Origin of the sequence: Anaplasma phagocytophilum (genome assembly GCF_023476575.1) — a bacterium.
GTDB lineage: Bacteria > Pseudomonadota > Alphaproteobacteria > Rickettsiales > Anaplasmataceae > Anaplasma > Anaplasma phagocytophilum_A.
On sequence record NZ_JAHLEX010000003.1, the window covers coordinates 1 to 13,693 of the forward strand.

Sequence of the window (13,693 nt, forward strand, 5' to 3'; positions counted from 1 at the left end):
ATTAAGTAACGTGTGTGCTGCTATGACTCTCCTGTACTTGGGATAATATATGTTGGATAAAAACATGCAGTAGCTTTATAGAAGAGTGAGATATAACAAAATTATCGTAATCACAGCAGATCTTACGGAAGGTATGCCATCATCAGTTCCCAAGTAATAGTAAAGCAACAATATCACTTCGTGGCGCTTATACATATCTAAAAGGAGACTTCCCTGCAGAATCTTGATGGAATACTTTGCATCTTATAAGCAAAACACAGACCTTTCCTTATCCCTAGTAATACATATGGCAATGCTACTACAAACCTATGGTTTCACGGATATAGTTGTTGATGTAAATGACATTTTCATCAGTAGCATAACTTGTACAAAGATTAAAGACCTAGGTTCAGGAGATTTGGTAGAGAAGAGTTCTAAGCCCTTTTGGTTGTCATTTGACTCTTTCTCCAAGATAATAGTTGATCGCTTACTCCTTGAAGTTTACACACGGATTGTTTAAGCAAGATAGATGTTGTAGCAGCGTCTGCTGTATGATTTTTTTCTAATAACAAAGCAAGCAAATTTTGCTCTAGGACAAAAACTAAGCTCTCTTGTTAAGATGAGACACTGCCATTCAGAACACTATGCCTAAGCGCTTTTCTTAAGCACAACGTTGCTCAATTTTTACAACAACCACCATAAGAAAAACCACTGTTAGTGGCAAAATTAACAAAATGGTATAAAAAAGAACCGACTTACAACATGGACACAACAGAAACAGTAAGTATAAAGAAAAAACGACCCCTACCTATACACACAAGTAGCAGTCAAAAACATCAGACATACTCTGTCTCCTCCGTAACTACCGGGACATCTCTCTCCTCTCCAGCAACGTGCTCCTTTCCCTTCCCTTGAGATACAAAACCCCTGGTTCTCTCGAAGCCCCTACGCCTCCTATGCCACCCGTATGTATGCATTACTACCTTATTTTCTATCAGAGCTATAGTGCCGTCAGGATAGATTACCATGTCCATTCCCCGCCTTTGTGCTTCTAGAAACTTTTCTCTATACCTCTCCCGATATTCAGGATCTTGAAAAACATCAGCTTCTCCACCGCATTCTTTAGACATTATTGCATCTCCCCACTCTTCCCTAACTGCATAACCATTACACAGCTGCATGTAGCGCTCGTACTCATGCAATGCCTACAACACATCAGACATAGCCGGCGGATCATATCACAAAATCAGCACAAATAAATATATATGCATGTCACTTATACCACATTTTCTATATAAGTGATAAAATTATCACGCTACATATACTTATAAAGTTAACGATATGTTGAAGGAATTTATAAAAAAATATAAGATCTTCCAATGGATTAGAATCATATAGGTGGCGAAGTGCGCAATGTCTCTTTAAGGAAACAAGATGAGTACCTTAGTAAACTTTTTGCTGTAGATAGTGAGGGTGCATTGAAGGCACATGAAACTGCACCTTCTGCGTTGCGTATGGCTCAATTAGGGACTGTTGAAGGACAAATACTACAACTTTTAATAAGAATGGCTGGTATACTTTCAATAGTAGAAGTGGGTACTTGTGTGGGATTTTCCGCAATATGTATGGCGCATGCCCTTCCTTCTAAGGGACATGTATACACAATGGAGAAAGATTACGAAAACGTAGTGACCGCAAATCAGAACATAGTCAACTGTAAACTGGAAGATAAAATAACGGTATTGCACGGTGAGGCTTTGGATCAGCTGAACACTTTAAAGAAAATGGCTCCATTTGATATGATGTTTATAGATGCAAACAAATCCTCATACCTTGCTTACTTAAACTGGGCTAAAATGCATATAAGGAAGGGTGGTCTCATAGTTGCTGATAACTCTTTTCTCTTTGGCAGCGTATTTGATGAGCACCCGACTGGAAAAAAAGTTTCTAATAATGCTCATGCCAGTATGCGAGCGTTTAATGACGAACTCGCTAATAAAGAAAAGTACCTTTCTACCATCATACCTACTAGTGAAGGCATGATGGTATCGATGAAGCTCACATGATTTCACGTCACAAACATTTAATCTCTAGGCATCTTGTGATGACTAAAGATTTTAGAATACGCGAGAACATGTAGAGTGTTTTGGTACAGTGGTCTATTGCTCTAGACGCAGCTCTAGGTATTGGGAGGCTTCTTAGAGGGAGAATCACTGAGATTTTTGGCCCTGAAAAGCTCAGAAAGATTACCTTGGCTCTTCGTGTCATTATTGCTGAAGTATTATAATAAAGTCTTCTTTCTGACGCAGTTCTATAGTGACCCTCCCTATTTTAAAAGCGTTTCTTATATCCTGTATAACCTGCGAAGGAAATGTCGTATTTTGTCGCTTTGCTCGATATAGAAAAATGTATGCTTGTGGGATTTTATCCACTATACTACCCATAATAGATGTCATCACAGCTTTATAGGACTTCTGTGTTAGTAAAATCTCAGGTTAAGTTGCGGACATTCATGCTACAAAGAAACAAAAAAACTCTACATACGGAGTCTACTTGCACCTTCTGACGCTTCGTCGCTACTTAGAAGTTCAACCATACCTAGCCTTTAGTAGTAAAGTGTTCAGAGTTTTAAAACAACTATAGGTTATGAATCTCTTGAAAAAACGTGTCTATTTTGCATTCAAGATGCACTTCAAATAAAAAGTTCTGGTACGGAGTATGTTTTATTTACAACAAAACATACTCGCATACATGGAAGAGAAGCTAAATACACCTTGTGGAACATCTCTCAAGATACTGAACTCCGCAATTCTATAATCATGACTATGTTCCCGGACGTAAAATAAAGCATGAAGTTTTGAAGACTATACTTGACGTAATATTTACGCTGCATCATCTCCCGCCCCTATATTATTTAACGACAATTCTGAATATACCACAAGTCTTCCGAAGGTATATAGGATATATCTCACTTCTACATCGTTTGTTTATAATACTTCTGTATTTTTTATAAAGAGCTCTTTTAGCAGATTTTGATGATTATTACTAAGGGAGAATAACAGACATATGAAGAACTTGCTGATTGTGTATAGAAGTTCTTGTAGCTTGATAAAGACACAACACTGCTACACTCGTACTGCATGCTAAATGCAGTTATTGCAAACGACAATACTATTAATTAAAACGAGTTAGAAAATGTACAGTATAAGGCAATATTTAAACTTTTAATTCAGTGATCATAGTAGTTTCATGCTTAATTTTTCATATGTACTTGCCATGCTCTTGAGCTACAGGTACATAAGCCTGGGGCGCTTAATCTGCCTTTTCTGTGTAGAGCAACGAGCTGGGAGTTGGTAGGTGCATAAGAGGTATACAGACAGTGAACAGAACCATAAAGTCGACTTTATGGTTCGTGACTACGGAATTACAAAGATAAAAGCCGCAATTGTGGTGATATTACCATTACTTTGTATTTTTAGCATATACCTGTTCGGCATCGAAAACGGGTACGTTAGTATGGTGTTTAACTGTTTGTTCACAAGCGCCATCGTCCTAGTACTCTTACAAAAGCTAAGTCGCTACCCTAAGGTTATAGCTGCTATTGAATATCAGAATATGATTTTTGCAAATGCATTAAATCACGACACTGAGTTTTGCTTGATATTAAACGGACAAGGAAATGTTGTATACTCAGATGCCAGGTTCAATACGCGGTTCCAAAATTTTACTCAAAATGGCCATTTAAACCTGTATAACGTGCTCAAATTGGGTAATTTGAGTGATAAGGAAATATCGCGATTTTTAGGTGCCTTAAAGAACAAGTCACCTGTACGAACATATTGTTCAGTCAGTAAGAAAAATACCGTTTCAAACTTCTCTCTTATCCTTGATCCGATAGTAAATAACCCACAAGTTGACATAAATACCGAAGCAACATTTAGTCTATTTCTTAGCCCCCTTTCAAGGCCCCAGGACTACTTCGTACTTAAAGCAGTAAAAATTACGAAGGAGGACGTGCATGAAAAGCTGTTGAATAGACACAATGTAGGATCTTATTTACTCAGTCAAGATGGGGTCATAATTTCTGCAAATGCAACATTTTTAAAAATTTTTGAGTTAGACACTTTAAAGCGTCATACATTATTGAGTGACTTTCTGAGCAAAAACCAATCAGATAGCGAAACTGATGAAGTTGTATTTTTGACATCAACTGGCACAATGTTCAGAGCATATGTAACGCAAGAAGTCTTTCACGATAAAAATAACAATAGCTACATATACGGATTAATCACGCCTAAAAAATTCGATCTCACCGATTATCAGTTAAACCCGTGCTTCATCCATTCTCCTATAGCTATTGCGCAGTGCAACATGGATGGAAAAATTATAAAGTACAACAAAGCGTTTGAGGCACTTGTAGATAAACAACATCAAGAATACATATACTCTCACCTTACGGCCGTATACAGCAAGAAGATAAAAAAGTACTTACAAAACAGCGTTATAAACAATATGTCCATAGAGGGGCAGCTTTGCAACAAGACTTACGTTAAGATATACATGAATAAGCTGATACATAACAACACTGTATCGGTGGTGTGCTATATAACTGACAGCGCTGACCGTAAAAGTTTAGAAACTCAATTAGAGCAATCACAAAAAGTGCAAGCAATTGGTCAATTAACTGGTGGAATAGCACACGATTTTAATAATATACTGACCGCAATTATAGGATTTTGCGACCTGTTACTTATTCAACATCCCGCTACTGACCCTTCGTTTAGGGATATTATACAAATAAAGCAGAATGCTAATCGTGCTGCCAATTTAATTAGGCAACTGATGGCATTTTCGCGCAAACAGACTCTACAACCCAAGGTCCTAGACATAAACAACATTGTTGCAGATCTGGCACAAATGATAAAGAGGCTCATTAGTGAGGATATTGAACTCAATATTTACTATCAGGAAAACATAGGGCTTGTAATGGTTGATCTTAGTCAGCTAGAGCAGGTAATTGTCAATCTAGTAGTAAATGCAAAATCTGCTATGAGCTCTGGCGGAGCATTAACTATAAGAACCTACAATTTTACAGTAGATGCCTCAACTACACCTAAGGGCATGTTTGCACCAGATAAAGATCGAATCGAGCATGGTGAGTACGTTGTACTTGAAGTCATAGACACTGGACATGGAATAGATAAGAATATCATGAAGAAGATTTTTGATCCTTTCTTCTCAACACAAAGTGATACTTATGGCACAGGCCTGGGACTCTCGACTGTGTATGGTATAGTAAAACAAACCGGTGGTTACATATACGTAAAGAGTAAAGTAGGAGAAGGTACAAAGTTTATGATCTTCCTACCAAGGATATACGCAACTGAAGGTCAAGAAGTAGGAAACCGCTCCATATCAGATGAAAATACAGTAGAAAAGGAACTATTCGAAGGGGGACTACTATTACCTAATGCAGCAACTGTTTTACTTGTAGAAGACGAGGATCCAGTCAGGGCATTTACTTCGAAAGCGTTGTCACGCAGGGGTTTTAACGTCATAGATACAAATTCGGGAAAAGATGCCATAATTGCAGCATCTGATAACCACATAGATATTATTATCAGCGACGTGGTGATGCCAGGTACTAGTGGACCTGAAACCGTAAATGAAGTGTTAAAAATACAACCCAACGCCAAGGTTATATTTGTCTCTGGATATGCTGAAGAAGTGTTTCATCAGCAACATAAAGGGATAGATTTCAATGAAATACTCTTTTTATCAAAACCATTTACATTAAAGCAATTATTACAAAAAGTAGATGAGGCTCTAGCGTGTAAAGGCCAGAAATAAGCACAATATGCCCAGTAATAGTAATATAATATCCCTAGAGAGGACTTGATATGAGTAGCGCGCTGCTTTTGATATACACTACGATGCCGGATCATGACAGTGCTCGTAATATAAGTGAGCTTCTACTACGGGAAAAACTAATATCCTGCTCTAATATTATTAATGGTATAACATCTATGTATATATGGAATGGAGATATTAATACTAGCACCGAATGCATAGTAATAATGAAGACTACTACATGTATGTATGAAGAAGTTGTAAAAAAAATAAAAGCACATCATCCCCATAACACACCAGCAATATTCTCAATCCCTACTCATAACTGCGAGCCAGAATTCTTAAAATGGGTAAACTCCTCTACCGATAGAGATGTTGACTGCTAAAACCATCATCATACGCAGTGTCAATACATATGCCGCATTCTAGCACTTCCTGAAGCAAAAATGCCGCGAATGGAAGTATATGTAAGACGATGCTTTTTGGGTAATGCAAGACTATAGTGGCTTCACTAAGCAATGAGAAGTGGAATGTTCATACAGTAAATTGAAAATCATGTGTAATATGCAGAAAGACACAGCAGAGATAATTGCACCAACTCCAACACGCTCACCACAAAAAAGCCGAAGTAGTCTCACCAAACTATACATTGAAAAATGTACACAACACATATAAAAACAGTAGAAACTCCGCAAAGGATTATACAATCAAGCAATTAGTACAAATCCCAACTAGCGATGACCATCCAATCTAACCGCACACTACACACAAGAAATATATGAGAAGCTCGCAAATACCAAAAACTCACTCTTTGTCTTTATAAAACAAAAGACAGATTTTACACCCCGCCACAAAACTGTACAGCATGCTAGAATTGATAATCTCCCAGCGATTTTAGAAAAACCCACGAAGCTTTCTAGCACGACTTGGATGACGAAGCTTTCGCAAAGCCTTTGCCTCTATCTGCCTTATCCTCTCACGAGTAACATTAAACAGCCTACCTACCTCTTCCAACGTATGGTCCTTACCGCTCTTACCAATTCCAAAACGCATACGGAGAATTCTCTCTTCCTTCGGTGTTAGAGTAGACAGTACCTTAGTAGTTATCTCACGCAAATCAGCAAGCACCGCAGCATTCTCAGGCTTCACAGCACGCTTATCTTCTATACAATCACCAAAGGTACTGCTATCATCATCCCCTATAGGACTCTCAAGACTCACAGGGTCTTTGACGATCTTCATCACCTTACGGATCTTCTCAACATTTATATTAAGCCTAGCAGAAAGCTCCTCCAAAGTTGGCTCTCGACCAATCTCATGCAGCATCTGCCTCAGCGTACGATTGATCTTGTTAACAGTCTCAATCATATGCACAGGTATTCTAATAGTCCTCGCCTGATCAGCTATTGCTCGAGTGATCGCCTGACGCACCCACCATGTAGCATACGTAGAAAACTTATAGCCACGCTTATAATCAAACTTATCTACAGCCTTCATCAAACCTATATTACCCTCTTGCACTAAATCAAGAAATTGCAATCCACGATTCGAATACTTCTTCGCTATAGACACCACCAACCGGAGATTTGCCTTGATCATCTCCTGCTTAGCCCTATTCGCCGTACGCTCATGCTTCTGAATCTTGGCTACTAACGCCTTAAAACTCCCAGGACAATCCTCCCCAGATAGCAACTTCACTCTATTCTGCATCTCCAACAGAGTATCACCCTCCTTATCTAGCAGATTTTGCCATTCAAATGAGGTCTTTGCTTGTTCGGCTATGGTATTATTATTATAAGCATCTAAAAAGCTCTTTCTATCCACACCGTAGCTCTCAGCCAACGAAACAAGAGAGGATTCCTCTGCCGCTATTGACTTACTTAAAGCGTATATTTGCTGAGTCACAGACGCGACAGCAGAATCACTAAGCTTCATCTGAGAAACCATCTCCCATATGCTGTCGTGCAACTCATTGTAAGCATTTTCATCGCACTCGCCGCCATCACGCTTTTTCTTCTTCATATCCAAGATCTTCTCAGCAGCTTCTATCGTGGAATCCAAAACAGATATAACTTTTGGCAATAAAGCACTCTCCATCTCCAGTATGGAAGCATTACCAAGAGAAGATTCATCGTCTTCATCAGCCTCATCATCAAGAGATGACTCCGGATCAACATCTCCATCATCTGGAGGCAACACCACATCACCTCGCCCAACACTATATTCTTCGCCATCTCCCTCACCAAATCCAGGTTGAGGGAAGCCACATCTGTAATTTGCATCCAGATCAATAAGGTCACGCAACAATACCTGCTGATTCACCAAATCATCCCGCCACGACATAAACGTGCGTAATACTAAAGGAGCCTCCACCATGCATCTAAGCATGTTGACCTTTTCTGACTTGATTCTTTTCGCGATCTCTATCTCTCCTTCCCGTGATAAAAGCTCAACCGAGCTCATCTCACACAAATACATACGTATTGGATCGTCAGTCTGACCAAAATCCCAAGAACGAATACTGGCTTCGTCCTCTTCGTCTTTTACAACACCCTCTCCAGTAACAGTATCATCTGCATCATCCACATCACTCTGCTCAAGAACACTAATTCCTGAATCCTGCAACATAGATATAGTTTCGTCTATGCTATCTGAGGTTACTACCTCATCATCAGAAAGAGCATCATTCAAATCGTCAAACGTAACTATGCCGCCTTGCTTTATACCCTTTGTTATTAGACTTCTAACAAGCTCCTTATCCATCAATGAATCCCGCAAAGGAAAAAACTACTATATAACCAGACGAAAATACCAGCCACTTGCCATGCTAGACCCTAAAAAATATCAACTACACACCGAAGACGACCTCATACCCCAATGCTATGGCAACAAAAACCGCAAGTGATACCGATACAAAACACAACCGGTAGGCACTCCAACTAACATAAATTCGGCAAAATGTCCAATAATTTACTACCTTTTACACGTTTATCACGATGTTTGAAAAAACTCTGTTAGCTTTTCCCTTACCTCTACAGGGTCACTCATAGTGTTTACTTGCGCTCTAAAATAAGACGCACCAGAATAAGTGCTGCTATACCAACTGAGGTGCTTCCTCAAGATTTTTACTCCTAGATCTTTTCCATAGTAGCCTAGTGCATAATCGTAGTGATCCAATATAATTGCCAACTTTTCACTTTTTGTGGGTTCTGGTAATATCTCCGAGTTTTTCATAAAACTTAGTGCTTGTTTTATCAGCCATGGTTTACCGTAGGCTCCTCTGCCAATCATCACTCCATCGGCTCCAGATTCGTTGAGCGCCACTACTATATCATCCAAGGTTCTAATATCCCCGTTTACTATTACTGGTATTTTTACACACTCTTTTACTCTCTTGACGAACTTCCAGTCTGCAGAGCCACTGAACATCTGTGAACGTGTTCTACCGTGAATGGTAATCATCTGGATTCCTACATCTTCAGCAACTTTGGCTAAAGTAGGTGCATTCAAATTTGTAGTATCCCAGCCCATGCGCATTTTTACTGTAACAGGAATCTTTACCGCCCTTACCACGCTTTCCATTATTTTCGTCGCGATAACTTCATCCTTCATTAATGCAGAGCCCGCATAGCCATCCACAACTTTTTTGGCAGGACATCCAAAATTTAGATCTATAGATTTCGCACCTAGATCTTCATTAATCTTCGCCGCTTCTGCCATAATTTCAGGAGTACAACCAGCTAATTGTACAGAAGTATTAGGACACACTTCCGATTTTTGCATACTTTGCCGAGTTTTTAAGATCATTGCCCTACTGGCTACCATTTCAGATATCAAAAGCCCAGCTCCCAGCTTTCGTACTGTTCTTCGAAAAGGCAAGTCGGTAACGCCGGACATAGGGGCCAGTATAACTGGGTTTTCTGAGATGAATTGCCTCATTTAAATATTATTTATTAATCGCATATAGGCCGATGATAAAGCGCAACCATGACAGTCGCAATATAGAAATTCTTACCATAGATAGTTTATTTAGTGATAATTTTATTTAAATTTTTAATAATTTATTTACAACAATGCAAAATAAAGAGTATTACATGTCTGCGGGGATGGGTTCTGTAAATCGGATGTGTAATGTCGAAGTATCTTATTAGCGCGCCTGCAAAGATAAACTTGTTTCTCCATATAGTCGGTAAAGCTCCATGTGGGTATCACTTAATAGAGTCTGTTTTTGCATTTGTAGAGTTATACGATGTTTTAGAGTTTGACATTGGCTCTAGAAACCGAGGTATAAGATTTCTCAAACCTTCATGTATTAACAGACGTGATAACACTATACAGCGAGCTATAGGACATATGGTGAGGAGATGCTCGCCGGGCACTACAGATAATGTTTACGTTAAAGTTTTAAAGAATATTCCTGTATCGTCTGGATTGGCTGGCGGTTCAGCAGATGCTGCTGCTGCTATTAATCTGCTAAGCAAGCTGTGGGGCATAAATGAAAGAGAAGCTGAGAGGGTAGCTTTTAGGGTTGGAAGCGATGTTCCTGTGTGTTTAGAATCTAAAACTGCGTTTGTTGCGGGCATGGGAGACGTAGTAGAATTGCTAGAAGATTCATTCTTGCCTAGACACGTTATTTTGGTAGGTCCCAAAGTGGAATTGAGCACAAAAAGTGTATTTAACATGTACAATCCAAAAGCGTTTTCTCCGAGCATAGGTAAGTTGCCTAGTAATTCTGAGGATTGGCTTTCTTTGTTGAAGGAAGCTCGTAATGACTTAACGGAGGTTTCCGTAGAATTGGTGCCGGATATTCGTATGATATTGGATGTGCTGCGTTCATTAGATGGGTGCTGCTTTTCCAGGATGAGTGGAAGTGGGGCTATGAGCTTTGCTGTTTTTGAAGATGAGAATTTAGCTGAGTTAGCCGCTAAGTATCTAAAGAGAAACTATCCAGACTGGTTTATTTTCAAAACTAGGATTATTAGGTCAAGTGATAGGGAAAACAGTATGACTAATCTTTGAGGTAGGAAAGTTGTCCTGCTAGTGATAGAGTCTTTTTTATGTTGTTTACTGTAACGTTACCTTAGAGTCGGTGTAACTTAAAGAGCCAAAACACTCGGAATACTGAACTGAACAAAGAAATCTGTTTTTTACCATGTTGATGTACTGATGCGTAAGTATGTTGTCGATCCGATATGTAAGTTGTTTACGCAGTTCTCACTGCATAAAAGGATGTTATTCCTCTTATTGGGCATGTTTTTCGACCTCGGGAGTGTAGACAAGATGTGGTGTGACGACACCTTATAATATGTACAGACAATAATAGAGTTATAAGGTGCGTTATTACATTGCGTGTGGCCTGCGATAATGTTGTTATAAGTGACTTTGCTTAATGGCTTTAGCTTTACAAATGTTGACCGTTGCATCCACTATATTAAACAAGGGCACACTGTGTATTTCATGCAACTATATCATAACATGTGACGTATATGTCCATACTGTTTATGTAGTAGAACCTGATCTATGCGCTGTAACTTATCCATATATAAAGTTTGTACTCCTGTCTCTGTTCGCGAAAATAAGGTTTTTGTGTAAGGTCATTTTAATTTAAAAGGAATGCAGTATGTAAATATCTCATATGTATACAGTTGGTCATGAGATTATGAGGTACGCATATCACATTATGCCGTCATTGTTTTTACGGGAGCTCTTGCGTATGGCTTAAGCACGAAAGAGCCTTACATGAACACAATCAATATATAAGATCTTAGATATATGAATCTAAAACGATGCCTTGAAATAAGTGCATGGAATTCGGAAGTATTATGCTGATAGACACTTGAAACAGGTTTCAGCATTTCCACAGGCTACGCAATTTATCATCTATCTCGCGAGCATACTCAGATAAGTTCAAGGCTACATCATTCTTCCCTTCAAGTCTCAGCTTTACTATCTGCTCATGAATCTCGTTCAACTGCCTAGATAACATAAGCTTTTCCCATTCCTGCTTAGCCAATTTCTCTATGTTCTCATGGCCTAGTCCCGGCACTATAAACGCACATCCAACATTTGCCATACTTCTTATGACGTATTGAAGAATCGCCTCAAGATTCTGCCCTCGTGGCCTAAGCTTTTCTAAAAGATCTTGCTTCAAAAACACGTCATCACAGGTGCTTTTTATGTCAACAATATGTTGCTGTAGCACTCTTCTGTCTACAGAGGAAAAATCTATACTAGCAAACTGTTCAAAAATCGCGGAATCATCTAAAAGTTTAGGACACTCTATAATTGTGTACATAACACGCAGCTGATAGTTCTCTTCCATACATACTTTCATTGATACATCTTGGAGTCTGTCACACGATTTCACCTTATTAGCTCTACTACCCGTAGTTCCGGTGTACGAATTCGTGTTCCAGTTTTTATACCCTTGCAGCGCCTTCATCTGCTGATAAAAGAAATTCCTATAGTGCTTAGCTACATTAGGATCTTGTATTCTTGAAGTATATTCTTTTATCTTCCCTTCGAGCATCATGCACTGCTCCGGCACGATTTTATCGCCTATACCACTGCTAGATAGTTCATACTCCCATATAAATTCTGAAAGCAACTTAGCACGCTCTATTAAGTCCTTAACAAAGTCAATACTTTGTTCCCTGCATATATCATATGGATCCTTACCTTTTGCAATAGATATAAACCTAATACTGGAACCAAACTTCATGATGGATATTGCAAGTTGAGCAATTTTTACCGATGCTTTTAAGCCTGCAAAATCTCCATCAAGCCATACTATTATCTCAGGTACAACACTCCAAATGTTTTTCAGATGAAACTCCGTCATTGACGTTCCCAACAATCCCACCACATTGTGGATACCCAACTGACTGAGCATTAAGACATCCATATAGCCTTCCACAACTATGATCTTACCTAGCTTTTTTGCTTGTCCCATAGCTAGATGTAAGCCATACATGCATTCTCTTTTTTTGAATAATGCATTTTCTGCAGAGTTTAGATACTTTGGGGTATGTCCAGGAGTAATAGATCTGCCTCCAAGGGCAATAACCTTACCCATTGAGTTACATATTGGAAATATGATCCTATTATAAAGACAATCCTGGACGCCTTTAGTAAGCAAACCAGTCTCGCTTATTTTTTCCATACTAATGCCTAAAGACAAAAGATGCGCTTTTACCCCCGTGGAAGTAACATATCCCAACCTGAATCTATTTATCGTACTATCTGAAATACCTCGGTCTTTTAGATAAGATATAGCAGATTTTGAAACACTTAATTGCTGAGAAAGAAATACCACCGCTTTTTCCATAACAGCATATAAAGAGCTATGAGATGCATCAGCCTTCTTATCATCTATAAGCTCTACGTGGTACCGGTCAGAAAGATATTGCATAGCCTGCTTAAAATCCAGCCCTTCCGTATCAGATATGAACTGGATTACATCACCCGTTGCCCCGCAGCCAAAACAGTAGAATAACTCATTTTCACTATTAATATTGAATGAAGGGGTTTTTTCCGAATGAAATGGGCACAAACCCACATAGTTATTCCCACTCCTCTTGGTTAACTTAATCTTTCCCGCTACTACATCAATTAACCTTATTTTACTTCTCAGCAAGGTTATATTATCAGTAATAGAATTATTATTCTGCATGATACTACCCAACATCACACTGTAGATTATACTCCCAGTGCACCTTGTTGTCACACCAGTTGAATACCAGTATGGTACTTAAATTCGCAACAGATGTTATCATCTATTTCGTGATATGCGCATTGCCGAAACTAACACGTAAAACGTAATGATATGCATACAGTAATATCATCCACAATAGACTATAAAGGG

Annotated in this window: 9 protein-coding genes and 1 pseudogene; 6 read left to right on the forward strand and 4 right to left on the reverse strand. The window is 38.9% G+C overall.

Features of this window, described 5'->3' with window-relative positions:
• The first annotated feature begins 286 nt into the window (after nt 1-286).
• Nucleotides 287-499: a hypothetical protein gene (locus tag KPX09_RS00335; protein ID WP_249548427.1), complete on the forward strand. Its 213-nt coding sequence runs from the start codon at nt 287-289 to the stop codon at nt 497-499.
• 316 nt (nt 500-815) lie between these two features.
• On the opposite strand, the gene KPX09_RS00340 is transcribed toward KPX09_RS00335, so the two are convergent.
• Nucleotides 816-1,109, reverse strand: coding sequence for a TetR/AcrR family transcriptional regulator C-terminal ligand-binding domain-containing protein (locus tag KPX09_RS00340; protein WP_249548448.1), 294 nt, complete (start codon nt 1,107-1,109; stop codon nt 816-818).
• A gap of 276 nt (nt 1,110-1,385) precedes the next feature.
• Between KPX09_RS00340 and KPX09_RS00345 the strand changes: the two genes are divergently transcribed.
• From KPX09_RS00345 to cutA, 4 genes and pseudogenes are all read left to right on the forward strand, one after another.
• Complete coding sequence (locus tag KPX09_RS00345) at nt 1,386-2,045, forward strand: O-methyltransferase (RefSeq protein ID WP_249548428.1); 660 nt, start codon at nt 1,386-1,388, stop codon at nt 2,043-2,045.
• A gap of 92 nt (nt 2,046-2,137) precedes the next feature.
• Nucleotides 2,138-2,248, forward strand: a pseudogene (locus KPX09_RS00350) (DNA recombination/repair protein RecA); the annotation flags it as partial.
• A gap of 1,088 nt (nt 2,249-3,336) precedes the next feature.
• A complete protein-coding gene (locus tag KPX09_RS00355; protein ID WP_249548429.1) occupies nt 3,337-5,829 on the forward strand; it encodes an ATP-binding protein in 2,493 nt (830 codons plus the stop codon).
• 50 nt (nt 5,830-5,879) lie between these two features.
• On the forward strand, nt 5,880-6,215 hold the full coding sequence (cutA, locus tag KPX09_RS00360) for a divalent-cation tolerance protein CutA (protein ID WP_249548430.1): 336 nt from the start codon (nt 5,880-5,882) through the stop codon (nt 6,213-6,215).
• A gap of 508 nt (nt 6,216-6,723) precedes the next feature.
• On the opposite strand, the gene rpoD is transcribed toward cutA, so the two are convergent.
• Both rpoD and dusB read right to left on the reverse strand, forming a co-directional pair.
• Nucleotides 6,724-8,592 carry an RNA polymerase sigma factor RpoD gene (gene rpoD / locus KPX09_RS00365; RefSeq protein WP_410518461.1) on the reverse strand — a complete coding sequence of 623 codons (1,869 nt, stop codon included), beginning with the start codon at nt 8,590-8,592 and terminating at the stop codon, nt 6,724-6,726.
• A 228-nt stretch (nt 8,593-8,820) separates the two neighbouring features.
• A complete protein-coding gene (gene dusB, locus KPX09_RS00370) occupies nt 8,821-9,768 on the reverse strand; it encodes a tRNA dihydrouridine synthase DusB (protein ID WP_275973547.1) in 948 nt (315 codons plus the stop codon).
• A gap of 192 nt (nt 9,769-9,960) precedes the next feature.
• On the opposite strand from dusB, the gene KPX09_RS00375 reads away from it, so the two are divergent.
• A complete protein-coding gene (locus KPX09_RS00375; RefSeq protein WP_249548433.1) occupies nt 9,961-10,848 on the forward strand; it encodes a 4-(cytidine 5'-diphospho)-2-C-methyl-D-erythritol kinase in 888 nt (295 codons plus the stop codon).
• 829 nt (nt 10,849-11,677) lie between these two features.
• Here the strand turns inward: KPX09_RS00375 and dnaG are convergent.
• Entirely contained in the window at nt 11,678-13,501 is a 1,824-nt protein-coding gene (dnaG, locus tag KPX09_RS00380) for a DNA primase (protein ID WP_249548434.1), read from the reverse strand.
• Nucleotides 13,502-13,693: the final 192 nt, after the last annotated feature.